The organism is Hamadaea flava, assembly GCF_024172085.1.
GTDB lineage: Bacteria > Actinomycetota > Actinomycetes > Mycobacteriales > Micromonosporaceae > Hamadaea > Hamadaea flava.
The window spans coordinates 488,442-511,541 of record NZ_JAMZDZ010000001.1; the positions used below are offsets into that span (position 1 = coordinate 488,442).

The 23,100-nt window shown below is 70.3% G+C and carries 23 protein-coding genes; 4 read left to right on the plus strand and 19 right to left on the minus strand.

The genetic code is table 11. The features are described from left to right. Positions 1-42 precede the first annotated feature (42 nt). Positions 43-921, plus strand: coding sequence for a LysR family transcriptional regulator (locus HDA40_RS02485; RefSeq protein WP_253751001.1), 879 nt, complete (start codon positions 43-45; stop codon positions 919-921). Here HDA40_RS02485 and HDA40_RS02490 read toward each other — a convergent pair. From HDA40_RS02490 to HDA40_RS02560, 15 genes are all read right to left on the minus strand, one after another. Further along, positions 905-1,447: a dihydrofolate reductase family protein gene (locus HDA40_RS02490; protein ID WP_253751004.1), complete on the minus strand. Its 543-nt coding sequence runs from the start codon at positions 1,445-1,447 to the stop codon at positions 905-907. The two genes, HDA40_RS02485 and HDA40_RS02490, sit on opposite strands and share 17 nt — an antisense overlap. 44 nt (positions 1,448-1,491) lie before the next feature. Beyond that, complete coding sequence (locus HDA40_RS02495) at positions 1,492-1,656, minus strand: hypothetical protein (RefSeq protein WP_253751007.1); 165 nt, start codon at positions 1,654-1,656, stop codon at positions 1,492-1,494. 133 nt (positions 1,657-1,789) lie between these two features. Beyond that, positions 1,790-2,734, minus strand: a complete 945-nt coding sequence (locus HDA40_RS02500; RefSeq protein ID WP_253751010.1) for a hypothetical protein — start codon at positions 2,732-2,734, stop codon at positions 1,790-1,792. Between the two features lie 31 nt (positions 2,735-2,765). Then, entirely contained in the window at positions 2,766-3,557 is a 792-nt protein-coding gene (locus tag HDA40_RS02505) for a carbon-nitrogen hydrolase family protein (protein WP_253751013.1), read from the minus strand. 53 nt (positions 3,558-3,610) lie between these two features. Continuing rightward, entirely contained in the window at positions 3,611-4,408 is a 798-nt protein-coding gene (locus tag HDA40_RS02510; protein ID WP_253751016.1) for a hypothetical protein, read from the minus strand. Between the two features lie 44 nt (positions 4,409-4,452). Then, positions 4,453-6,714, minus strand: a complete 2,262-nt coding sequence (locus HDA40_RS02515; protein ID WP_253751021.1) for a M28 family peptidase — start codon at positions 6,712-6,714, stop codon at positions 4,453-4,455. 32 nt (positions 6,715-6,746) lie between these two features. Further along, positions 6,747-7,253 carry a hypothetical protein gene (locus tag HDA40_RS02520; RefSeq protein WP_253751023.1) on the minus strand — a complete coding sequence of 169 codons (507 nt, stop codon included), beginning with the start codon at positions 7,251-7,253 and terminating at the stop codon, positions 6,747-6,749. Positions 7,254-7,271: 18 nt separating this feature from the next. Then, complete coding sequence (locus tag HDA40_RS02525; RefSeq protein WP_253751026.1) at positions 7,272-8,183, minus strand: hypothetical protein; 912 nt, start codon at positions 8,181-8,183, stop codon at positions 7,272-7,274. A gap of 7 nt (positions 8,184-8,190) precedes the next feature. Next, positions 8,191-8,604, minus strand: a complete 414-nt coding sequence (locus tag HDA40_RS02530; protein WP_253751029.1) for a hypothetical protein — start codon at positions 8,602-8,604, stop codon at positions 8,191-8,193. A gap of 392 nt (positions 8,605-8,996) precedes the next feature. Continuing rightward, positions 8,997-9,608: a hypothetical protein gene (locus HDA40_RS02535; protein WP_253751032.1), complete on the minus strand. Its 612-nt coding sequence runs from the start codon at positions 9,606-9,608 to the stop codon at positions 8,997-8,999. Between the two features lie 4 nt (positions 9,609-9,612). Continuing rightward, positions 9,613-10,443 carry a carbohydrate ABC transporter permease gene (locus tag HDA40_RS02540; RefSeq protein WP_253751034.1) on the minus strand — a complete coding sequence of 277 codons (831 nt, stop codon included), beginning with the start codon at positions 10,441-10,443 and terminating at the stop codon, positions 9,613-9,615. Further along, entirely contained in the window at positions 10,440-11,372 is a 933-nt protein-coding gene (locus HDA40_RS02545; RefSeq protein WP_253751037.1) for a carbohydrate ABC transporter permease, read from the minus strand. Before HDA40_RS02545 ends, HDA40_RS02540 begins: the two co-directional genes overlap by 4 nt. A gap of 92 nt (positions 11,373-11,464) precedes the next feature. Further along, entirely contained in the window at positions 11,465-12,730 is a 1,266-nt protein-coding gene (locus tag HDA40_RS02550) for an ABC transporter substrate-binding protein (RefSeq protein WP_253751040.1), read from the minus strand. Then, a complete protein-coding gene (locus HDA40_RS02555; protein ID WP_253751043.1) occupies positions 12,727-14,619 on the minus strand; it encodes a DUF2264 domain-containing protein in 1,893 nt (630 codons plus the stop codon). The genes HDA40_RS02550 and HDA40_RS02555 overlap by 4 nt, the downstream gene beginning before the upstream one ends. Then, a complete protein-coding gene (locus tag HDA40_RS02560) occupies positions 14,616-15,626 on the minus strand; it encodes a hydroxyacid dehydrogenase (RefSeq protein ID WP_253751046.1) in 1,011 nt (336 codons plus the stop codon). Before HDA40_RS02560 ends, HDA40_RS02555 begins: the two co-directional genes overlap by 4 nt. A gap of 312 nt (positions 15,627-15,938) precedes the next feature. Between HDA40_RS02560 and HDA40_RS02565 the strand changes: the two genes are divergently transcribed. Then, complete coding sequence (locus tag HDA40_RS02565) at positions 15,939-17,093, plus strand: substrate-binding domain-containing protein (RefSeq protein ID WP_253751049.1); 1,155 nt, start codon at positions 15,939-15,941, stop codon at positions 17,091-17,093. Here the strand turns inward: HDA40_RS02565 and HDA40_RS02570 are convergent. Continuing rightward, the gene (locus HDA40_RS02570; protein ID WP_253751052.1) at positions 17,090-17,608 is read right to left on the minus strand and encodes a GNAT family N-acetyltransferase; all 519 of its coding nucleotides are present in this window, start codon (positions 17,606-17,608) and stop codon (positions 17,090-17,092) included. The two genes, HDA40_RS02565 and HDA40_RS02570, sit on opposite strands and share 4 nt — an antisense overlap. 72 nt (positions 17,609-17,680) lie before the next feature. On the opposite strand from HDA40_RS02570, the gene HDA40_RS02575 reads away from it, so the two are divergent. Beyond that, positions 17,681-18,331 (plus strand): LysE family translocator, encoded by a 651-nt coding sequence (locus HDA40_RS02575; protein WP_253751055.1) that lies wholly within the window; start codon positions 17,681-17,683, stop codon positions 18,329-18,331. A gap of 167 nt (positions 18,332-18,498) precedes the next feature. Beyond that, the gene (locus tag HDA40_RS02580) at positions 18,499-19,443 is read left to right on the plus strand and encodes an acyltransferase domain-containing protein (protein WP_253751058.1); all 945 of its coding nucleotides are present in this window, start codon (positions 18,499-18,501) and stop codon (positions 19,441-19,443) included. A 220-nt stretch (positions 19,444-19,663) separates the two neighbouring features. Here the strand turns inward: HDA40_RS02580 and HDA40_RS02585 are convergent, their stop codons facing one another. From HDA40_RS02585 to HDA40_RS02595, 3 genes are all read right to left on the minus strand, one after another. Continuing rightward, positions 19,664-21,199, minus strand: a complete 1,536-nt coding sequence (locus tag HDA40_RS02585; protein ID WP_253751061.1) for an HNH endonuclease signature motif containing protein — start codon at positions 21,197-21,199, stop codon at positions 19,664-19,666. Positions 21,200-21,367: 168 nt separating this feature from the next. Continuing rightward, on the minus strand, positions 21,368-22,243 hold the full coding sequence (locus HDA40_RS02590) for an ATP-grasp domain-containing protein (RefSeq protein WP_253751064.1): 876 nt from the start codon (positions 22,241-22,243) through the stop codon (positions 21,368-21,370). A 13-nt stretch (positions 22,244-22,256) separates the two neighbouring features. Further along, positions 22,257-23,099, minus strand: a complete 843-nt coding sequence (locus tag HDA40_RS02595) for a phosphotransferase family protein (protein WP_253751067.1) — start codon at positions 23,097-23,099, stop codon at positions 22,257-22,259. Between the last annotated feature and the right edge of the window lies 1 nt (position 23,100).

Below are 23,100 nucleotides of genomic sequence, written 5' to 3' on the forward strand. Positions count from 1 at the left end.
AAGTCCAACAGCTAGTTCTTCTGGGAGCTAGAATCAGCGCTTATGGAACTGCGGCAGCTGGAGTACTTCGTGGCGGTCGCCGAGGAGCAGAACTTCACCCGGGCCGCCGACCGCGTGCACATCAGCCAGTCCGGGATCAGCGCCCAGATCCGGCAGCTGGAGAAGGAACTCGGCACGGAGCTGTTCGACCGCTCCGGGCGTACGGCGACGTTGACGGTCGCCGGGAAGGCGGCGCTGGAACACGCGCGGGCGGCCTTGGCCGCGGCGGGCGCGGTCGAGCAAGCCGTCGGCGAGGTCAGCGACGTGCTACGGGGACGGCTGCGGCTCGGGATGGTGGTCGGCTGCACGGTGACGCCGCTGTTCGAGGCGCTGGCCGCCTTCCATCAGGCGTACCCGGGAGTGGAGCTGTCGCTCACCGAGGACGCCTCCGACCGCATGGCCGACGGCGTACGCCTCGGCGAACTCGACGCCGCCCTGATCGGCGCGGCCGGCGCACCACCATCCGGAGTGGAGTCTCTGACGCTGGTCAGTGAGCCCCTCGTCGCCGTCGTCCCGGCGGGCCATCCCATAGCGGAACGCCGGACGTTGACGCTGCGGGCGCTGTGCGCGTACCCGTTGGTGTGCATGCCCCGGGGCACCGGCCTGCGGGCGGTGCTGGAGGGCGCGTGCGCGGCCCGGGGCCTCACTCCGACGATCGTGGTGGAGGCGGGCGCGGGCGACGCGATCGCCGACCTGGCGGGGCGCGGGCTGGGCGTCGGCGTGCTCAGCGCCTCGATGGCGGCGGCCTACCCGCTCGTCGCCCGGGAGGTGTCTGATGTGGATGATCCGGCCGTGCTGGCGTTGATCTGGCGGACCGCGCCGCCACCGGCGGTACGCCGGTTCGTGAGTCTCGCCCGGAAGAGCTTCAGCGCAGCACGCTGAACCGCACGTAGTTGGCGAGCGGAGCGGAACCCTCGTCGATCCGCCGCAGCTTGACGGTCGCCCCACCCGGATGGTCGAACAGCCGTACGCCGTCGCCGAGCAGCACGGGTGCGATGAAGACGGCGACCTCGTCGAGCCAGCCCGCCTCGATGCACTGCCGCGCGACATCGGCGCCGATGATGTTGACGACCTTCTCCCCCGCTGCCGTCCGGGCGGCCTCGACCGCCTCCTCGAAGTCGTTGACGAAGGCGACCCCGGGGACCGGTTCGGCGGGCGGATTGTGGGTCAGCACGAACTGCGGGCCCGCCCACCCGCCGCCGAACGCCTTGCCCTCACCCTCGGTACCGCGATGCGGGTCGTCGCCGCCGAACGAGCGCCGCCCCACGAGGATCGAGCCGACCTCGCCGACGAGCGCGTCGGCCGCCGGGTTCGGGCCGATGAACTCGGTCAGCCAGGACATGTCACCGCCGGGGCCCGCGATGAACCCGTCCAGCGACATCGTCGCGGAGTACAGAAGCTTGGCCATGCCTCGAAGCCTAGGCGCGGCCGCCGACAGTTACGCCGTCCTCGTCATTCGTCGGCGCGGCGTTCCTTGATGGCGTCGATGAAGACCAGCCATTCGATCGGCGTCGGGATCAGCTGACGCTGGGCTCGCTCGGCGGCCTCCCGGCGTTCGCGGTCACGCCGGTCGTGGTCGGGGTCGCCGCACCCCGTGTCGGGGGTGTGCTCAGACATCAGCGTCACCTGCTCTCCGTACGCCGCTCCGTCGTATATAGAACGGCGCGACTGTCGCAAGCGTTTCACCCATCGTTGAACGCCGGCTCAGCAACGTCCCTGGCCTCGGCGAAGTCCGGCCTCGGCCGTGACCTCAGGCCCGCCGGGTACGCAGGACGAGGACCGCCCCGGCGATCAGCATCCCGGTCCCGGCCGCCACCCAGCCGCCCAGCGGCAGCCCGGTCACCGGCAGCGGCGGGCTCGTCGACGGGCTGGGCGGACCCGGTGTGGTCGGCGTCGGCGGTCCCGGCGTCGGGGTAGGCGTGTGAGTCGGACTCGGCGTCGGCGAGGTCGGCGTCACCGTGACGGTCGGGCTCGCCGTCGGCGATTCGGTCGGCGATGCCGTGACAGTCGGAGTGACCGTAGGAGTCACCGTCGGCGTGACAGTCGGGGCCGGCGTGGTCGGCGTCGGGGTCGGCGCGACAGGCGGGCCGCAGGTCGCGGAGGAGATGATCACCTCGCCGGGACCGGGCGGCGTCGCCGTGAACGTGAAGTGCGCGGCGTTGAGCGTGAGGCCCCCGGCGAACGGGAGCTGCTCGTTGAGCACGAGCGTGCCGATCCGCGTCGTGCCGTCCATCAGCGGGATGGTCGTGTTCGGCCGCGGGTTCGGCACGATCAGCAGGCTCACGCCGTTGATGATGACCGTCAGGCTGGAGATCGACACCGTGGGCGTGGCGTTGACGCCGTCGTAGAAACAGTTGGCGTACAGGGCCGCGCCGTCGATCGTCACGTAGTCGCTCAGGGTCAGGTCGACCGAGGCGACGCTCGCGGTCGCCTGGCTGGTGTTGCTAACCATGTCGTCCTGTGCCACCGCGTGCAACGACGTGGCGGTGCCCGCGCCGGGGATCGACAAACTGTCGATCGAGCTGGACTCGTTGCCCTGTGCGGTCGGTGTCGGCGGCTGATTCACGCCGCCCGTCGTCACGGTGATGCCGTACGCCGACGGCACGGGCTCTGCGGCCCAACCAGGCAGGGCCAGCCAGGTAGCCGCAACGGCGAGGCAGGCCGCGAGCGCGGCGACCGTCAGCTTACGAGTCACCTGCTAACGGTATCTTCTGGACATTATGGACTCAGCTCGACACACCCAAGGTCGCGCGGGCGTACGCCCCGGTCTCCGGTCCAGCCTCGGCGACGACCGACCCGGCCGGGTCCCAGATCCGGGAGCGCCCGGCCGCATCGTCGTAACCGGCGCCGGTCGACCCGGCGAAGCTGGCCGTCACCACCCAGACGCCATAGGTCGTGGCGGTACGCCGAGCGCGCTCGTCCTGCACCGAGATCTCGTGCGACCCGTCCAGCGCCCCGGCAACGTACGCGTCGATCCCGAGGTCGCAGGTACGGGCGGCGTGCTCGGCGACTCCGGTGTCCTTGCAGACGGCCAACCCGAGCCGCCAGCCGTCGACCTCCAGCACGGCCGGCGCGTCGCCGGGGACGAAGTGCTCGGGCTCGGCCCCGCCCAGGAACATCTTCCGGTACGCCACCCGCGCCCCGTCGCCGTCGATCGCCAGCACGCCGATGTGCTTCGCAGCTGCCCCCGCCGGCCAAGCCGATCCACCCGGCCCGGACGCGGCCGCATGGGGCGAGACAGCCGTCGCGGCGGACGCGGCGACGGGCGCGCCGATCAGCGCGATAGCGCCCGCCTCCGCGCAGGCGGCGACGATCGGGGCGAGCCGTGAATCGTCGGGGGCGACCGGGACGGCATCGAACTCGTACCCGGTCAGCGACATCTCCGGGAACACGACCACCCGGGCGGCGGCCGCCCGGACGAGGCCGGCATGCGCGAGCGCATTCGCGGCTACGTCGTGCGCCACGCAGGTGGGCTGTGCCGCCGCGACGAGCAGGGGAACGCGTGGAGAGCCGATCATGAGCCCAGCGTAAGTCGGCTATGTTTCCCGCCCGTGTCGGCCGCAACCCCGGGTCAGACGACGCGCGGCTCCGGCTCCTCGGTGCTCGCCGGTTCCGGGGCAGGCTTGGGTGGGAACAGCACCGCCGTCAGATCCCGGCCTTTGAGCAGCCAGGACGTGCCGAACGCCCAGACGGCGACCACCTCGCCGACGTAGAGCGGCGTCAGCTCGCCCAGGGACAGCCGGAGCAGCCCGCCGACGGCGACCCACGCCACGGCGACGATGATCGCCCAGCCGCAGATCTTCTGCACCAGTGCCATCCGCCGATCGTTCTCGTACTTCTTCTCGCGGTACGCGAAGATGAACGCGATCGCCGCGAGGCTGCCGATGAAGATCGCGGCACAGGTGAAGTGGACGACCGCCACCGTGTTCTCGCCGAGGGCCTGCTGCATCGGGGCACACCCGGCCGGTTCGGGCTGGACGCCGCACAGCGGCGCTCCCGGCTCGATGCCGACCCGGCGGGTGGGGAAGAACACCACGCCGACGACGGCCACTCCGGCCACCGTGCTCAGCCAGTAGTCCCAGGTCCGCGGCTGCGCGGACATGTAGGTGAGCAGTAGGAAGCCGACCACGCTCAGCCCGGCCACGAAGAGGTCGCGCATCGACGAGTGGTAGTACGCGCTGATCGAGCCGCGCACGTGGACGCTCCCCCGCAGGTACGCCGCCTCGCCCACGATGAACGCGATCGGCAGGGCGAGTCCGATGATTCCCACGACGGTGCGGATATTCAGGTAGGACCGGACGTAGAGGGCGGCCGGATCCGTGCGGCCGGCGGCGTCCGCCGGGCGCTGGAAGGTGTCGGTGGCGGCCATCTTCCCACGATCCGCCGCCGCGATCATCGACGCAAGATGATCCCCTAGACGGTGTACGTCTTGGCCACCAGCACCAGCTCCGACGTGTGCGAACCCTCGACGCCGACGTCCGGCGGGCGCGGGGTGAAGCCGGGCAGCCCGGCCAGCCCGTCGCTGCCGTCCATGACGCGTACGCTCACCGGCCCGGTCTGCTCGACGGTCAGGGTCACGGTGAGCCCGTCGGCGGGCGGCGCGTGGAACAGCACCCCGAAGTCGCCCGTGAGGGCGTCGGACGGCACGGCTCGTCCGGCGACGGTCGCACTGGTCACCTTCACTCCGGGCACCTTGACGTAGACCAGCCGGACGTCCCGGTTCGGCTTGATCAGCAGCGTCATCGTCCGGCGCGGGCCCTCCACCGTGGAGGACGTGGCGGTCAGGCTCGGCGCGGGCAGATCCGCCGCCTGCGCCGGTCCGCTGGCGACGTCGCCGTGCAACAGCGGGAACTTCGCCTCGACGTTCTCGGTGCCGGACGCGTACTGGGCGGCCCAGGCTCCCGGCTTGTCGTCGGCGCTGACCCAGCGGGCCTGCCCGGTGTCCGTGTCCAGGGCGTACATGAGCTGCTCGGGCGCGGGATGCTTGGCGTCGAACCGGTCGACCGCCAGACCCACGCCGGTGAACACCAGCATCAGCACCGCCGCGCCGACCGCCGGCCACATCGCCCGCCGAGGGAACACCACCCACAGCGCGAGTCCCAACATCGTCGCGAAGAGGGCGGCCGCGGCACCGGTCGCCAGGCCCAGCGCCGGGAAGAACAGCATCACGGTGGGCGCGAGGATCACCACCGCCACCGCGCCACCGATGGTCACCGCCGCGGGCTTCGCCCAGGGGATACGCACAACGGAGGCGACGATTCCCGCCAAAGCCCCGAACAGGGCCGGCAACGCAGCGAGATAGGAGCCGCCAGGTGCGAACGCTGCGAGGACGACGCCGAGGACGGCGAGCCAGCCGAACCCGGCGACGGCCAACGCCCATCGCCCAAGACGCCTGCCCCACCAGGCGTACCAGAAGAGGAGCAGGGTCGCGACCAGCGCGACCACGGCGGCCCGGAACCACTCCGGCCGCCAGGGGTCGATCATCTGCCGGTAGCCGGGCCGGATCGCGACCAGGATCAGCCAGTAGACCTGGGCGAGGACGGGCGCGAGCGCGAGCGGCACGAGGCCGAGCCCGAACGCGGCGGCCTGCCGCCCGAACCCGGCGCGGTGCCGCACCACGACGCTCAGCGCGACCACGGCGAGCGATGCGAGGATCGCGACCGGCCAGACCAGCCAGCCCGGGTAGCGGACGAGGTAGCCGAGGACCGGGAAGTAGGTGGAGTCGCCCGCCGACGGCTGCTCGAGCGTGGCCAGATCGCGGGCCGCGAACGCCTTCGCGACCGCGAGCGCGTTGGCCCCGTGATGCTGGAGGCTCGCCTGGTCCATGTACTCCGGACGGTCCTCGGGCGTGTGGTAGACCGCCGAGCCGTCGATGTACGCCGTGTTCAGCCCGGTGAACCGGCCCGCGTCGCGGAACGGCGAGAAGTCGGTGTCGTTGGGCAGGATCCGGTAGACCTCGACGGCGAAACTGGTCGCGACCGGGTACGGCGCCACGTCGCCGTAGACCCCCACGACGTCGGCGTTGTCGCGGGTCGTCTCGAACATGATGGCCGGGCCCGACGAGCCGCGCGCCTCGTAGTTGAGCACGACCCCGCCGTCCTTGGCGAGGTCGTGCTGGCTGACGAAGGCCTCCGCACCGCACAGGCACGCCTCTTCGGCGTCGGTGAACAGGAACACGACGTCGTTACGCGGCCGCTCGCGGCTGGTCAGGATGCGGGCGGTCTCCAGGAGCGTGGCGACCCCGGCCCCGTCGTCGTTGCCACCGTAGGACACCTGCACCGAGTCGTAGTGCGCGACGAGGAACACGCGTCCGGTCGAGGCGGTGCCCTTCAGCACCGCGACGACGTTGCGTACGCGGGCCATCGTGTAGCCCTCGCCGAGCGCGTCGTCCGCCCCGACCGCGTCCTGGATCTGCGGATCGAGCCCGTAATCCTTCAGCGTCCCGACGATGTAGTCCCGGGCGGCGGCGGCGTTCTTCGACCCGGCGACGTGGACGGACTCGCCCAGCGTCTGCACGTGCGCGTACGCCCGGCCCGCGCTGAACTCGTCACCGGGCGCGTCGGCGGCCAGCGGCGCGGGCGGCCGGACCGTCCACACGCTCAGGAAGGCCAGGCCGGCCAGCACGACGAGGACGATGAGGCCGCCGAGCGTACGGCGAGCGGGTGTGTGCTCCACGCCCACATCTTCACCCGGCGGCCCGCCGATTGTCAGTCAAGCCGGTCGCCCAGGTCGATTTTCAGCTCGGTGATCTGCCGGAACTGATCGTCGAGCAGCCGGGTCACGACCGACCGGATCGTCCCGGCGAACTCCTCCTCGGAGTATTCCCGCAGCGTGCCGGGCTGGACGCGGACCGTCCACTCCTGCATGCCCCGGACCGAGATGGCGATCCGGCCGTCGGAAGACTCGCCGCGGGCGACGATCTGCGCCCGCCGCTCGACGAACTCCCACTGACCCTCGGTGACCGGCTCGGGCTCGGCGGTCCTCCGCTCGTCCTCGTCCTCGCTGAGAATCTCGTAGTACTCCCGCATGCGCCGGGCCCACAACACCCGCGCCAATGCTTCGAGCTGGCCGGGCAGGCGGCTCTCGTCGAGCCACCGGTAGCCGCCCGGGAACCGCAGCCGAACCTGGTCCCGGTCGTACAGTTCGGCCGTCATGGCGCCGTCCGGCGTGGCCGCCGTGATCACCATCTGGTCGAGTTGCTCGCTCACCATCATCGTCAGCACCTCCCCGGGCTAGTTGGCGTTGCCCATCAAGTCGTGCACGTTGCCCTTGGTGGCTCCGGCGAGTTCGGGGCGCATCGGGATCAGCTTCGACCGGCCGCCCTGCAGCGCGCTCAGATCCTTCGCGATGACCGTGTGCACCTTGTTCTGCTCTTCCTTGATGTGCTCGGTCAGCTTCTTGAGGGCCTGCTTGAGCTTCGGCACGATGGTCAGCGGATCCGAGCCGGAGACGTCGACCTCTTCCTTCGCCTGGCCGGCGGCCTGCGCCCCGACCTGGGCCGCTCCCGCCACCAGTTCCAGCGCGAGGACGCCGGCCACGACCGGCCCGCCCGCGAACGCCGTGCCGACCGAGGCGACCGACCCGATGACGGTGAGCGCCATCGACGCGCCGCCGCCCCAACTGCAGTCGTGCTCCAGCGCCTTGAGCGTCTTGTCGGCGATCTTGTTGACGTCGTCCCGCGCGGTCTTCCAGACGCTCTGATATGCCTGGACGGCGCCGCGCATCACGTAGACGGCGATGAACTGGCTCTGCACGTTCGCCGGGAACGGCTTGATGAAGTTGGTCGTGAAGTTCTGCGCCGCGCTGCCGGTCCAGCCGTCGACCAGCGTGCTGACGTCCATGTGCTTCAGATCGCCGACCGGCGAGATGGTCTCGCCCTCCTTGTTGGCCTTGGTCGGCGGCAGCAACTGTCCGTCGGACAGCTCGGTCAGCGCGCCCTTGAGGTCGTCGATGATCGTCTTCACCGACCCGTTGGGATCGGGGAGCTGCGCGAAGGGCTCGAACAGCTGCGGGATCTGGCTCCAGGTCGCCATCTCCGCCCGTTGCTCGGCGTCCAGCACCGTCCCGTTCGCCTGGATCTTCTGCGCCCACTCGTTGCACTTCTGCAGGATCTTGCTCGCCTTGCCCCGGATGTCGTCGCTCATGTCAGCCTCACAGCGCCAGCTTGATGTCGGGGATCGAGACCTTGTTGCCGGACTTGTCCTGCGTGTAGTCGTTGCTCATCAGCTTCCGCAGCTCGGTCCCGGCCGCCTGGTCGGTGCGTGCGTACTCCTGCGCAGCCAGCCGCAGCGCCTCCGCGGTCAGTTCGACGTTGTGCCCAGCCTCCTTCACGCAGCCGGCGATGATGTCGCCCAACTGCGAGATGACCTCCGCGTGCTTGTCACCGCCGCCACCCTCGAAGTCCGCGGGCCGGGTGAAGGCCGCCGCGACGTTGTCCGCCGCGTACTGGACCTTGCCCTGCACGCGATAGAACGCCGCCTGCACCACCGGCATCTCGGCATTGGCCGCGCGCACCAGATCTTCGAGCCGTGCGCCCAGCAGCTGCCCGCTCAGATAATTCCCCACCGCCACCTCCCCAGGTCCGAAAGCTGGGGAACGCACAGTGTGGGATGTCTTGTGTGACGGTGAGCCCCCCAGCTGAGGCCATCGTAGGAAGATCGGCACGCCCGATACGTCGCACAGGAAGTGGAAATAGCTCTACAACTTGTGCGGTATATGAATGAGGCGGACTACTCCGCTTCGGCGACCCGCTCTAACGCGGGCAGATACGCGCGATACGGCCCGACGTCGAGCCGATGCCGCCTGGCCAGCACCTCCGCGATCTGCCCCAGATGGGTGAGGTCGTGCGCGACCCACGCCGCGCTTCGCCAGGCAGATCAGGGAGATGCATGCTTCCGAGGCCCAAGATCGCAGGCATATCCCTGATCTGCCGATACAGGCAGGGCTGGGGTGGGCGGTCAGGAGTGCAGGGCTGCGACGATGTGGCGGGTGTTGGCCCAGACGACGTACAGCGCCGGCCCGGCGAGCAGGAACAGCCCGATGGCTGGCTTGGTGACGACTGCGCCGGCCAGTACGCCGAGCACGGCCAGGTTCGCCAGGCTGAGGTACCACTTGCGGACCGACAGGTAGGCCGCCGCGACGACGAGCCGCCAGGTCAGCCGGGTGTCCAGCGCCAGCAGGGCGGTGGCGGTGACGACGACCAGCACGACGAGCAGGGCCAGCATCGGGGTGGCCGCGCCGAACGGCGTACCGAGGGCGAGGCGGAAGTCGGTGGCCAGCACGATGACGGCGAACGCCGCCGCCGCACCGACCGCGAGCGACCGGCCGAACCGCTTCCGGTAGGACTGCCAGAACGAGCCGCCCGTGAAGGAGCCGAACGCGGCCGCCACCGCCGGGCCGAGCACCGCCGACAGCGCGACGAAGAACGGCCAGGCGGCCAGCGGCTCCCCGCTGAACGCGAAGGCGGCCAGCAAGGGCAGTGCGGCCGCGACGAGCGCGAGGTTGGTCTTGAGGAACGCGTACGCCGTGGCGAAGATCGTGTCGTAGGGCAGGCGTGCGAGCAGTCTCATGCCGTCACCCCTTCATTCCGGAGGTGGCGATGCCCTGGATGAAGTACCGCTGGCCGACGAGGAAGATGAGCAGGATCGGCAGCACGGACAGCACGGAGCCGGTCATCATCATCGCGTAGTCGGCGTCGAACTGGCCGACGAACGAGCGCAGACCGAGCTGGATGGTCCAGAGGTCGTTGCTGGTCAGGTAGATGAACGGACCCATGTAGTCGTTCCAGGTGTTGACGAACGTGAGCAGGCCGAGGCTCGCGAGCGCGGGCTTGGACAGTGGCAGGATGATCCGCGCCCAGATCCCGTACTCGGACAGGCCGTCGACCCGGGCCGCCTCGGACAGCTCCTCGGGGATCGTCAGGTAGTACTGCCGCATCAGGAAGACGCCGAACGCGCCGAACGCCTGAAGCAGGATCAGCGACCAGAACGTGTTCGTCAGGCCGGCCTTCTGCATCATGATGTACTGCGGGATCATGTACGCCTGCCACGGCACGGCGATGGTCGCGACGTACGCGAAGAACAGCGCGTCGCGGCCGGGGAAGCGCAACTTGGCGAACCCGTACGCCGCGAAGCTGCCCGTCAGCACCTGCAGGAAGGTGATGACCGCGCTGAGGAAGACGGTGTTGCGCAGGTAGGTGCCCATCGGGATCTGCGTCCAGATGTCGCTGAAGTTCTTCCATCGGAAGTCCTTCGGGATCCACTGCACCGGGATGCTCAGGACCTCGTTGTTGCGCTTGAGCGAGGCGCTGATCATCCAGCAGAACGGCACGAGGATCGCGACCGCGGCGACGATCAGCACGACGTAGAGCAGTACGCGCCCGGCGAGGCGGAATGGAGACTTCATGAGCGCTCCCGGCGGTTGTTGAACCAGAACTGCGTCAGGGTGAGCACCAACACGAGCGCGAACAACACGAGCGAGATCGCCGAGGCGTACCCGAACTCGCCTTCGACGATGCCCTGCCGGTAGATCTGCTGGGACAGCACGAGGGTGGCCCGGCCGGGTCCACCGTCGGTCATCACGACGATCAGGTCGAACACCTTGAAGCTCTGCACCGTCAGCAGGATGAGCACCAGGAAGGTGACCGGCCGCAGACCGGGCAGGGTCACGTTGCGGAACCGCTGCCAGTTGTTGGCGCCGTCCATCTTGGCGGCCTCGTAGTGCTCGGTCGGGATCGCCTGGAGACCGGCGAGGAACAGGATCATGTAGTAGCCCATGTCGCGCCACACGCTCGTAAGGATCACGGCGGGCATCGCCCAGGTGGTGCTGGTCGTCCAGCCCGGCGCGTCGTCGATCCCGATGAAGTGCAGGAACTGGTTGACCGGCCCGACCTCGGGGTTGAACAGCATGTTCCACACGATGGCGACCGCGACCATCGAGGTGATGTACGGGAAGAAGGCGGCGGCCCGGAAGAAGCCGACCCCGGCGATCTTGCGGTTGAGCAGCAGCGCCAGGCCGAGCGCCGCGAGCACGGTCAGTGGCACGTGCCCGAGCGCGTAGTACGCCGTGTTCCTCAGCGCGATCTTGGTCGACTCGTCGTCGAGCAGGCGCTGGAAGTTCTTCAGCCCCACCCACTCGGGCGCGTTGTAGGAGTCCCAGTCCATGAAGGACAGCACCAGCGCGGCGATCACCGGGATGAGCGTGAGCACCGCGAAGCCGAGGAAGTTCGGCAGGATGAAGCTCCAGCCGATGAGCGTGTTCCGCCACCGGCGCCGGGTGCGCCGCGGCGGCGACGGCACGGCGGTTGCCGGCGTCGCGGTGAGCAGGTCTGCCATAGTCTCTGCCTTCGTCGGTCCTCAGTGCTCCCCGGACGGCTCCCGCCCGTGCGAGGCAACGGGCGATAGCCGTCCGGGGAGGGTGAAAGAGGTCAGCTGGCCTCGTTCTTGACGCGCTTCTCGATCTCGGCGATGCCCGCGTCGACCGACTTCTCCTTCGTCATGATCAGCCCGTGCTCCTCGTTGAGGATCGTGTCGATCTTCGAGGTCTTGTCGCTGACCGGCATCTCCAGCACGATCTTGTCGGGCGCGAACGCCTTCTTCGAGGTGTCGTCGGTGGGCATGCCCTCGAGACCGAAGTACGACGTCCGGATCTCGTCGGTGAGCAGGGCCGGGACGACGCCGATGGCGGCGATCGCCTTGGCGCCCTCGGGACCGGCGGCGAACTCGACGAACTTCTGCGCCGCGGCGGCGTGCTTGGCGTTCTTGTTCACCGCGAACGCCGTCGGCGAGCCGAAGGTGGTCACGCCGGACGCACCGGCCGCCTGGGGCAGCGGCGCGATCGCCCAGTCGGCGTCGGTCGAGCCCTTCTTCTTCTCCGCCATGATCTTGGCGATGTACCAGGTGCCCATCGGCAGCATGGCGGTCTTCTTGGTCTCGAACATCGACGCGTAGCCGGTCTTCTGCGTCTTGGCCGTGCCGTAGTCGAGGGTGGCGCCCGCCTCCTGGATGCCCAGCGCGTTCTTGTACTGGTCACCAAAGAACTTGTAGTCCGGCCCGAGCAGGTTGCCGCCGGTCTGCGCGGCCGAGATGGCCTGCACGACCGAACGCCAGGTGTGGTGGTAAGTGCCGTACACCTTGTTCTGGCCCGCGCCGCCGGTCAGCGCCTTGGCCAGGTCGGCGTACTGGTCCCAGGTCAGATTGGTCGGGTAGGGCTTGCCCGCCGCGTCGAACAGCTTCTTGTTGTAGTACAGCACCCAGAAGTCCTGGCGGTAGGGCAGCGCGTAGTACTTGTCGCCCTCCTGCTTGAACGCGTCGAGCCCGTTCAGCTTCGCGCCGTTCTCCGACTTCGCCAGCGACGTGACGTCCTTCAGCTGACCCCGGCCGGCGTACCGGGCGTAGTCGATGACGTTCTTCATCGTGATGACGTCGGTGCTGTCGCCACCGGCGAGCATCGTGGTCACCTTGGTCGGGTAGTCGTCGGCCAGGATGTCGACGGGCTTGATGGTGATGTCCGTGTTCGCCTTCTGGAAGGCGTCGAACAGCGCCTTGAACTCCGGCGTGGAGTCCATGTTCCACACGCTGATGGTCAGCTCGACGGGGCCGCTCTCCGCGCCGTCGTCGTCCGAGCCGCAGGCCGCGAGCGGCGCGGCGGCGGCCACGGCCGCGCCGAACGCCAGCAACTTTCTTCTGTTCACGAGGGGTCCTTCCTAGGGAGCGGGAAATCAAGGGGGGCGGTCGTTCTGGTCAGGTCGGGCCAGGTCACCGTGACGGATGACCCGGATGTTTCGATCCGCGGAGGTTGGGCTCCGCCGTTCAGCGCCAGGCCCACGAACCTCCAGCCATCCGGCTTCCAGCCGCCCATCTGGTACGCCGAGAGCCACGGTGTGCTGGTGAGCCCGCCGAGCGGAGTGGCGTCCCGGGCTTGATGGGTGCCGGAGTCTTCGAATCCGCCGAGGTCCACCGCGACGGAGGTGTGCTGGTCACCGGTGACCGGCCAGCCGCCGACACGCAGCGCCACGGCGCGGTCCCAGCCGGGCGCGCCGTCGGGGTCGACCCGTACGCAGCGGACCTCCCACGCGCCCCGGACGATCGACACGGTCGTGATCAGGGCGGCGTCGAGGACGGTTCCGGGGCGGCCGGAGCCGTGGTCGGGCACGCTGCGGTCGGGGTCGATCCAGTGCGCGCGAGCGCGGGAGGCCAGCACGGCCGCCCCGTCGACCTCGCCGGCCGTGAGCGTCTCGAACCCGGTGCGGTGGGTCGCCCGGCCGTCCGCGTCGAGCAGCACGACCGAGTTGTCCAGCGGCGCGTCCCAGCCCGCCTCGTCCAGCAGCGGAGCCGTCGCCGTCGAGTACGCCATCCGCGCGTACAGGGGCGAGTCGCCGGTCCGGTCGCCGGGGCGGGCGTGGTCGGTGCCGTGGTTGTGGACGCGGACGATGCCGTCGGCGTGCGTACCCACCACCGCCCAGCCGGGCGCGGCGGCGACGGTGAGCTGGTCGGCCTGTTCAACGGGCAGCGGCTGCTCCACGTCGGTCCACACCGGATGGTCGGCCGGCAGGGCGAGCCCGAGCATGCCCTTGGCCGCCCAGTAGGGCGATCCCGGCCCGGAGTAGCGCTGGGCGATGGGCCGCCAGGGGTGGTGCCAGCCCAGGGTGAGCAGCCCGTCGTCGTCGGGTGCGCCGTGGTCGGCGAAGTGCTTGACGATCCCGGACGCGGCCCGCCTGATCAGCCCGGGTGCGAGTGTGGGCGACCCGGCCAGCGCGCCGACCCAGAACGGAGCGGCGGCGGCGAAGCGGTAGGTCAGGCTGCGGCCCTGGATCAGCGGCGAGCCGTCGGCGCCGACGAGGCGCACCGCGTCGAGGAGGAAGCGGTCCAGCCGTTCGGCGTACGCCGGCAGCCGCGGAGCGGCGAGCTGTTCCGCACCGGTCATCCGGCTCCAGAGGATCGGATACAGGTGCAGCGCCCACCCGGCGTAGTGGTCGTAGTTGCGCGATACGCCGTCGCAGTACCAGCCGCCCGCGCGGGCGAAGGACTCGTGCGTGGCCAGGTCGGCTTCCATGTCGTCCAGCGACCACGGGCCGCCGACGGAGGCGAGGAACTGCTCGACGACGATCCGGAACCACACCCAGTTCGACCGGGGGTAGTCCTGGTCGCCGACGACCTCGGCGAGATAGGCCACGACCCGTTCCTGCACACCCGCGTCGAGGGCGTCCCACAGCCACGGCCGCGTCACGTCGAGGATCAATGCGATCGACGCTGCCTCGACTTTGGCCTGACCGTGTTCGCTCGGCCGGACCCAACGCTCGGGGGACGTGGGATCCGTGCCCGTGGCGATGCCTTGTGCGTACCAGTCGAGGAGCTGGAGCGGGTCCTCGCCACGCTCCCCCGCGATCCGGAAGCCCGCGAGCAGCAGGGTCCGGGCGAAGCCCTCCAGGCCGTCCACATCGGTGCCGTAGCCGCCGGGCGCGCCCGGCGGCGTGATGCGCGCGTGGCTGGGCGAGGCGTGGCGGCGGGCCGCCAGCAGCATGCGATCGGCCAGCGTGGTCCAGTCGTCGCGCGTCCAGCCGGTGATGGGCGAGATCGTCACGCGCTCACCTCCAGCACCTCGCTGGTGACGGCGTCGATCGGCGGCACACCGGCGATGAATCGTTCCAATTCGGAGAGTGCCTGAGCGCTCATCCGGCGCGTCTCGGAGCCGAGCGAACCGGCGATATGCGGGGTGATCATCACGTTGGGCAGCTGGTAGAGCAGTGAATCCTCGGGCAGCGGCTCAGGCTCGGTGACGTCGAGAACGGCGTTGAGGCGGCCGGTCGCGCATTCGCGCTCCAGCGCCACGTGGTCGATGACCCCGCCGCGGGCGGTGTTGATGACCGTGGCCCCGTCGGGCAGCAGCGCGAGTTCCCGTACGCCGATCGCGTTGCGGGTCTGCGGCAGCTCCGGCAGATGCAGCGACAGGATCTCCGACCGCGTCAGCAGCTCGTCGAGGTCGACCAGCCGGCCGCCGGCGGCCGCCACCGAGGCGGCGTCGGCGTAGGGGTCGGTGACCAGGACTTCGGCGGTGTCGAGGGTCTGCAGGCGCTCGACGACACGGCGGCCGATCCGGGAGAACCCCAGTACGCCGATCGTGCGCCCGAAGTTGGACAGGTCCTCACGGGCGGCGACGCTGTACCAGTCCGCGCGGTTCGCCCGCGCCTCGGCGGCGAGCAGATGCGCCTTCTTCCCCGCGAAGATGATGGCGGCCAGGGTGAACTCGGCGACCGGGGTGGCATTGGCCTCCGCCCCGCTGGTCACCAGGATTCCCCGATTCCACACCTCGTCGGAGACCAGGCTGCGGACGCTGCCGGCGCAGTGCAGGACCGCGCGTAGTTTCGGCGCGGAGTCCAGGCGGTCGGCGGTGAGCGTGGGGCAGCCCCACGAGGTGAGCAGCACCTCCGTCTCGGCCAGGCGGGCGCGGGTGTGCGGCGCGTCGAGGTCGTCCGACCAGATCGGATCGCCGAGGTCGGCAAGCGACCTCAGCCGCCGCATCTCCGCCGGGCCGAACTGGAGCCGGAAACTGTCGGGCCGCATCACGAGCAGTGCCTGCGGACGGTGCATGCGATCGGGCCTTCCGGTGGTCCCCTGAGAGTGGGGGTTCGTTTGTGTTCGTTTTTGTTCGTTCGATCGGGTGACAGGGAGTCAATCGCATGGAGAACTGCACCACAAGGGTTCGTTACCAGTCTGTAACACGATATGACTCGGAACTGGCCGCACTTTTGTGATCGAATCTGATCGGTTCTGACCGAAACCTGATCACCACCTGATCACCGAGGGGGTTCCCGTGCCGTCGACACCGAGGCGCACAATCGAGCTCCCGACCGCGCTCTCCCCCATCGCGGACCCGTCGACCCTGGAGGCGCAGCAGTGACCGTGTCCGAGCCCCCGCTGCTGCCCGCGGAACGACGCGAGCGGCTGCTCGCCGACCTACGGGTACGCGGGACTCTGCGGGTCAGCGACATCGCCCGCTCGCTCGGCGTCACCGCGGTGACCGTGCGTCGCGACATCGCTCAGCTGGCCGGCGAGGGCGCGATCGAACGCGTGCACGGCGGCATTCGCCTGCCGCGCCAGGCCGGCCCGGCCCTCTCCCCCGCCGCGTCCCCCGTGTCCCCGACCTCGTCCACCGGCCCGTCGAGCGACGACGACGCGGCGTCCATATCGGACGAGTCGGAGCTGGCCTCGGTCGGCATGGTCGTGCCCTCGCTGGACTACTACTGGCCCGCCATCGTGCAAGGCGCACGCGACGCCGCCCCGGACGCGGGCGTACGCATCGTGCTGCGCGGCTCGTCCTATGACGACGTCGCCGACGTCCGCCGCCAGGTCACCTGGCTGCTGGAGTCGATCGGCGTCCAAGGACTGCTCATCGCCCCGCCGACGGTCGGCGCCGAGGCCGCCGAACTGATCGCGTGGCTGGCCGGGCTGGGCATTCCGGTCGTTCTGGTCGAACGCACCGCGACGGTCGGTCCCTACCACGAACACGTCGAGTCGGTCAGCACCGATCACGCGTTCGGGGCCAGCCTCGCGGTGCGGTATCTCGCGTCCGAGGGCCACCGGCGCATCGGCTTCTTCGCCTCGGCCACGAGCCCGCACACGCCGAAGGTGCGGCTCGGCTGGCGGGAGACGGTGACCGAACTGGCGCTGGAGCTGGCCGGGACGCCCGACGTCATCTCCCCCGACCACCGCCACCCACAGTGGAGCGAGGAGGTCGACCGGGCGCTCGACGCCTGCGTGGCCACCGGGACGACCGCCCTGCTCGTGCACTCCGACCGGGAGGCGATCTCGCTGGTCGCCCGGTGCGAGGAACGCGGCATCCGGGTACCCGGCGACCTAGCCGTGGTGGCGTACGACGACGAGGTGGCCGGCTTGGCCAACCCCGCGCTCAGCGCCGTCCGGCCGGCCAAGTTCACCATCGGCGCGACCGCCGTCCAGCTGCTAGCCCAGCGCATGCAGACCGGCCCGGACCGGCCCGTCCATCGCGTACGCGTCAGCCCGCGGCTGGTCGTCCGTGACTCCAGCGGCCTTCGCTAGAGCGTGATCCAGTAGCGCCGGGTGCGTCCGAGCACGGTGTCGCGCACGTCTTCCAGGACGCCGCCGTTGCGCTCGATCGTGCGCGCCGAGCCGATGTTGCCGTCCTCGCAGGTGATCAGCACCCGATCGAGCCCACGTTCCTTGGCCCGCTGCAACACCTGGCCGAGCGCCCAGCCGGCGAGCCCACGGCGGCGGGCCGACGGGCGTACGCCGTAGCCGATGTGGCCGCCGGCCTCGGCCAGGAAGTCGTTGAGCCGATGCCGGAGGGTGATCGCGCCCAGGATCTCGTCGCCCTCGGCGATCCACCAGTAATCCGCGTGGACCCGCCCCTCCGCGACCGGCACGGACATGTCCGACTGCCGCCGCAGGTACGCGACCCAGGCCGCGAACCCGTCAGGCGTGGACACGTCGTAGTCCGCCGACACCCCGGTGCCGTGCAGCTGTTCACCGGCCCACTCGTCGCGGAACTCCAGCCAGGCGCGGTGCCGGTCGGCGGCCGGTTCGATCAACTCCATGCCCTCACCGTAAGCACCCCGACGGGATACCCGCTTCCCAATTACGTTCCGGGCGGTGTTCACTTCTGAGCCATGGGACCGGTCTTGTCGCACGTGCTCGATGTCCTGCCACAGTTCCTCCTGGCCTGCCTGGTGCTCGCGGTCCTGCCCGGCCCGGCGACCGCGCTGTTCCTGCACCGCTCGGTTCGCGACAGCCGGGCCGCCGGGCTCGCCGCCGTCGCCGGGAACGAGATCGGCATCTTCGCCTGGGCGCTGGCGGCCGGCAGCGGCTTGACCGCCCTGCTGCAGGCCAACCGGATGCTGTTCGACGCGCTGCATATCGTCGGCGCGGGCGTCCTGGTCTGGCTCGGTGTCTCGGCCTGGCGCAGCGCCGGTCGCCCCGAGACGGCGGTGCTCGCCGACCTGGCCCCGCCCAGCGGGCGTACGCCGACGGCCGCGTTCCGGGCCTCCCTCGTCTCGATCGCCGCCAACCCCAAGGCGGCGGTGTTCGCCTTCTCCTTCTTCCCCCAGTTCCTGCCGGCCGACGGCGCCGTCTTCGGCACCACTCTCGCGCTCGCCGTCGTGCAGGTGACCCTCGACAGCGCCTACTGCGCCCTCATCGTGCTGCTGGCTGTGCGCGTACGCGATTGGCTGGCGCGGGCGACCATCCGGCGTCGCCTCGAACGGACGCTCGGCGCCATCCTCGTGGCGCTCGGCGTACGCCTCGCCGTCGAGACGCGCTAACCGTGATCATCGCGTCAGCCATGCCGCTTCGGTCTGGCCGTGACCATTGCGTCAGCCATGCTGCTTCGGGCGGCGATTTGTCCGGTGATACGGCATGGCCGGCGCAATGATCAACCGCCCAATGCCGGGGGCGGCGAAGGAGTGCGAGGGGCCGGTAGGGTTTGGTCGTGGATCTGGACGACATCGCCACCCGGCTCGGCGTACCCCTCGACGACGTCGACCGCGTTCACCGGCTCGCCGGTGACCTGCCCTCGGCTCCGTTGCCCGCCAAGGCCGACGCACCGGCGATCCTCGCCCGGCTCGCGGTCCAGCCGGACGACGTCGCCGAGATCATGGCGGGCTGGCCCGATCCCGACTCCCCACTGTGGACCCCCGAGCTGCGCTGGCTGCTCGACCGTTCCATCGCCCTCGTCCGAGCCGACCTGGGCGGCTACGACTGGCTGCCGCCCGGACCCGAGCTGCCCCGCGACCGGGGTCCCGCCTGGCGACACCTCTACGTGTACGCCTACCTGGCCCTGGTCGACGTCGTGCTCGCGTACCACCGCGACCACGGCATCGCCGAGGCCGTCTCCTGGGCGACCCTCGCCGACCTCGGCCGCAACCTAGCCGTCGACCGCCGGATGAACCGCGAGGGCTGGCCGGTGATGCAGGCGTGGCTGACCCTGCACGCACGCGGCGGCCTCTACGAACTGGGCCGGCTGCAACACCAGCGCGGCGAAGACGCCATCGGCCTGCACATCCCCGAGGCGGGACCGCTGAACCCCGAGGCCATCACCGCGTCGCTCGACGAGGCCCGCGAGTTCTTCCCGCGCCACTTCCCCGACGAGCGGTACACAGCCTTCTCCTGCGGCTCCTGGCTGCTCGACCCGCAGCTCCAGGAGTACCTGCCCGCGGACTCGAACATCGTCCGCTTCCAACAGCGCTTCGAGCTGGAGCCGTACGAGGAGCCGGAAGGACTGGACGCCGACGTCGAGGTGCGGCGCTTCGTGTTCCGCAGCCTCACCACGCCGCTCGACCAGCTGCCCCGGCGTACCGTGCTTGAGCGCGCCGTCGCCGACCATCTGATGGCCGGCCGGCACTGGTACTGGCGTCGCGGCCGCTTCGACCTCTAGCACATCGATCGAGAGGACCTCCGGGCCGGCTTGCGCGTCCGATTCCGTGATCATGCTTCCGTGGTCTGCGCGAGACGGCCCCTGGGCGCACACCATCGGCGCATGATCTTGCGAATCGGCTGGAATCGCACACCATGGCGCATGACAAGCGCATCCGTCGGTGCCGTCCGTGTCGTCGTGACCCATGCGGCGCCGCGAGAGTATCGAGCCACGCAACGGCTCAGCATCTCCGATGGAGGGTGTTGCGGACTGCTCCTCGCCGTGGGTCGACGAAGGCGGGAGGGAGGAATTCGGGGAAGCCGTCTGGTCTGATGCGGACTTCCCAGTGCCCGTGGTGGATTTCGCGGTGGTGGAACCCGCAGAGTAGGACGCTGTTGGTGAGGCAGGTGTCGCCGCCGTCTGCCCATGATCGGATGTGGTGGCCGTGGCACCACTGGGGTGGCCGGTCGCAGCCGGGGAACGCGCATCCCTTGTCCCGCAACACGAGTGCGCGGCGGAGTGGTCCGTCGATGAGGCGTCGGGCGCGGCCGACGTCGAGGACTTGGCCGTCGCCGCCGAGGACGGCTGGGATGATCTTCGCGTCGCACGCCAGCCGGCGCACGGTTTCCGGAGTGAGCAGGTCACCGGTGTCGAGCAGCCCTGCGCCGACCTTGGCTTGGAGGGCGTCCCAGGGCAGGGTGATCGTCAGGTGTGGTTTCTCGCCGCCGTTGTCGGGCAGCTCACCGGCGTTCATGATCCGCTGGCACACCTCCACGAGGGCGTCAGCCCTGCGGGCGCCGGCCGAGCGCAGATCCGGTTCACCTGGCAGCACCCGGGCCGCACCGCGACCGACGTCGGCTGCATCCGCACCACGTCCCGCGCCCGCGCCGCTCGCATCCGCACACGCGTCCGTGCAGCCCGCGTCCGTGCAGCCCGCCACGGTGAAGCCGCCCGTTGCGTCCACACCCACGCAGCCCGTGCCCGCGCCGCCTGCCATGGTGAACCTGCCTGCGTCGACATCCGTGCCGCCTGACGCGTGGGAGCCGCCTGCGGCGTCTGGAGCGCCAGCGTGCCCAGCCGCAGCGGTCGCGGTCGGTGTGGGCTTGCGTGGCGCGGACAGCGGATCCAACGCGGTCCGCACGATCGCCGCCATTTCAGCGTCCAGGACGCCGCGGACCCGGTATTCGCCTTCGCCGTGCGGGATGAGGGTGAAGTCACGCCGGTCGTAGGCCGACCGCTCGGCCCGCTCCAAGTCTTTGCGGAGGCGCTCTTCGGCGATCTCCGGCGCGACCAGCTCCAGGATCTGCGAGCGGTGGTTCTCCAGCGTCTCCGGGCGTAGCAGGTCGTCGACAGCCAGCTTCGTCAACACGTCAGCGGCTTTCGCCTTGCCCGCATCGCCCACCGCCGACGGCAGATCATGCACCGTCTTGGCGATCACCCGCGCTTGCTCGACAGCGACCTGTCCGGCGGCGAGCGCCTGCTCCACGACGGGCGTCTCAGGTAGCAGCTTGGCCAGCTTGGTCCACCCGACTGCGTCGCGATGCCGCATGGCCAGCAGATAGGTCAGCCAGTTCGCGGTGCCGGTCGCACCCGCGGTGTACGGGATCTCGCGACTGTCGGCGGTACCGATCAACGTCAGCAGCCGGCCGGACAGCTGCTGGATCACGGCGTGAACCCGGCGGACTCCGTCGGTGATCTCGGCGTCCGAAAGTGTCCACAGGGGACCAGCGACCAGCTCGGCGACATCCGCCTCGACCTGCGCCAACAGCCCGCCCATGGGATCAACGTTAGAACGAAGGTACGACACCTTCCAGGGATCAAGGTCACGAAAATGTGCCACAAATCTATCTACAGTGGACATCCAGCGCTTGCGACTGTACCGGCGCGATGGCCACGCCGTGTTGCCTGAGCCACCATCCACGGTCGCCGTTGACTGAGGAGGAGGTCATCGGGCGAGCGCGCTGAACAGTAGCGCCGCGTCGGCGGTCGGCGGCAGGTCACTCACCTGGCCGTCGCCGACCTCGACCACGCGCCACTCGCCGTCCGCGCGCAGCGCCAGGTCCGTGGTCACGAAACGCCCGCCGAGGGCTGCGACCAGCGGCGCGACCGCGCGCAGGTCGGGATGCGGGGCCAGGTCCGGGGTGTCGGGGTGGGCACTGACGAGGACCGGTTCGGCGTCGACCCACCAGGCTCTGGCCTCGGCGGTACGCCCAGCGGCGCGGCCGTAGTCCTCGAAGCGGCGTACCACTATGCCGCCTTGGAGCGTGTCGTCCTGCAGCTCGATCAGGCGGGTGATGACCCGGGTCGCGTGGTCGAGGTCGGCGAGGTCGGGCAGGTAGCAGGCTTCGGCCCACTCGTGTTTGCGGGACTTGACGTAATCCTTCACGATCGCGGGACCGCTGCCGAGGGAGCCGATGAGGTCGGCGATTTCGCCGGGTGACGGCGGGTCGAGCGGCTGGCGGGGCATCCAGACGCTCTCCGGGGTGACGGCGGCGAAGGTGGCGTACCAGCCGGGCAGTTCGTGCGCCGCCCGGTAGTCGTCCGGCGGTACGCGCAGCGGCGTGCCGCGGCCGGCGAGCACCGCCGCGAGTTCGGCGTACCGGTCGGCGGGGATCATCCAGCCGCGATACCAGACGGGACCGGCGTCGACCGGCACTCGGCGTACGGCGGTGACGGAGTTTCCGGCCAGGACGGCGTCGTGGTCGACCAGGGCGGTCGCCCCGCCGAGCTCGCGGACGAGGGTTGCCTGGTCGGCGAAGTACGGGTCGACCCGGTGGGGGCTGAGCGGGTCGGCGCAGAACAAGACGGTGAACGCGGCCACCCGACCACCGTAGTCAGTCGTCGCCGCGCCGTCGCTCCGTCCAGGCGGTGTGGCGGCTGCGCAGATCGGCCGCGCTGAGGTCGGTCCGGCCGAGATCGTGATAGTTGTCGATCCAGGTTTCGACGTCGCGATCGGCGTTGGCCAGTGCGAACAGGTCCCATTGCCGCAGCTCCGGCACGGTGACCCCGGCCGCCTCCTGGTACGCGTCCAGGAACACCTCGGCGTACGCGGGGCCGTGGAGCAGGACGAGGTCGAGGCGGCACCAGCTGATGTCGAATCCCCGGGGGGCGAGGCTGGCTCCGGACCAGTCGATGATGCCGGTGAGGACGTCGCCCGCCCAGAGGACGTTGCCGGTCCAGTAGTCGAAGTGGGTCAGTACGCGTTCCTGCTCGGCCAGGCGCGCCCGTGCCGCGGGCATCGCCCGGGACGCGCCGCCCGCGGCGGTGACCGCCATCCCGTCGCGGAACCCGGCCAGCCCGCCGACCGGTACGCCGTGCAACCGGGCCAGTGCCCGGCCCAGCGGCTCGGGATGCGGAGTCGCGATGTCGGTGTCGCCCGGAATGCGGGTGGTGAGCACGGCGGGCTCGCCGAATACGGCGCCAGCGGGGTCGGCTGCGACGAGCCGGGGCGCCCAGCCGCCGAGCCCGTCCAGGGCGGCGAGCACGGTCGATTCCCGGACGACGGCCGGATCGCCGGGCCGGAATCGGCGCAGCACCAGATCGTCGATCGAACCGTCGAATCGCAGCAGGTGTGTGGCGGCGTGCGTCCCGCCGGCCAACCGACGCGCGTGGCGTACGGGGGCGCCGGTCGCGGCAGCGACCCAGGTCAGCGCCGCCGGCGACGGTTCAGCTTCCATG

Excerpts from the sequence above, each read along its gene's own strand:
- HDA40_RS02560 (WP_253751046.1), bottom strand. The coding sequence starts at position 15,626 with ATGCACCGTCCGCAGGCACTGCTCGTGATGCGGCCCGACAGTTTCCGG.
- HDA40_RS02505 (WP_253751013.1), bottom strand. The coding sequence starts at position 3,557 with ATGATCGGCTCTCCACGCGTTCCCCTGCTCGTCGCGGCGGCACAGCCC.
- HDA40_RS02490 (WP_253751004.1), bottom strand. The coding sequence starts at position 1,447 with ATGGCCAAGCTTCTGTACTCCGCGACGATGTCGCTGGACGGGTTCATC.
- HDA40_RS02535 (WP_253751032.1), bottom strand. The coding sequence starts at position 9,608 with ATGAGACTGCTCGCACGCCTGCCCTACGACACGATCTTCGCCACGGCG.
- HDA40_RS02525 (WP_253751026.1), bottom strand. The coding sequence starts at position 8,183 with ATGAGCGACGACATCCGGGGCAAGGCGAGCAAGATCCTGCAGAAGTGC.
- HDA40_RS02520 (WP_253751023.1), bottom strand. The coding sequence starts at position 7,253 with ATGATGGTGAGCGAGCAACTCGACCAGATGGTGATCACGGCGGCCACG.
- HDA40_RS02585 (WP_253751061.1), bottom strand. The coding sequence starts at position 21,199 with ATGGGCGGGCTGTTGGCGCAGGTCGAGGCGGATGTCGCCGAGCTGGTC.
- HDA40_RS02545 (WP_253751037.1), bottom strand. The coding sequence starts at position 11,372 with ATGGCAGACCTGCTCACCGCGACGCCGGCAACCGCCGTGCCGTCGCCG.
- HDA40_RS02485 (WP_253751001.1), top strand. The coding sequence starts at position 43 with ATGGAACTGCGGCAGCTGGAGTACTTCGTGGCGGTCGCCGAGGAGCAG.
- HDA40_RS02575 (WP_253751055.1), top strand. The coding sequence starts at position 17,681 with ATGGGACCGGTCTTGTCGCACGTGCTCGATGTCCTGCCACAGTTCCTC.
- HDA40_RS02570 (WP_253751052.1), bottom strand. The coding sequence starts at position 17,608 with ATGGAGTTGATCGAACCGGCCGCCGACCGGCACCGCGCCTGGCTGGAG.
- HDA40_RS02510 (WP_253751016.1), bottom strand. The coding sequence starts at position 4,408 with ATGGCCGCCACCGACACCTTCCAGCGCCCGGCGGACGCCGCCGGCCGC.
- HDA40_RS02495 (WP_253751007.1), bottom strand. The coding sequence starts at position 1,656 with ATGTCTGAGCACACCCCCGACACGGGGTGCGGCGACCCCGACCACGAC.
- HDA40_RS02595 (WP_253751067.1), bottom strand. The coding sequence starts at position 23,099 with ATGGAAGCTGAACCGTCGCCGGCGGCGCTGACCTGGGTCGCTGCCGCG.
- HDA40_RS02540 (WP_253751034.1), bottom strand. The coding sequence starts at position 10,443 with ATGAAGTCTCCATTCCGCCTCGCCGGGCGCGTACTGCTCTACGTCGTG.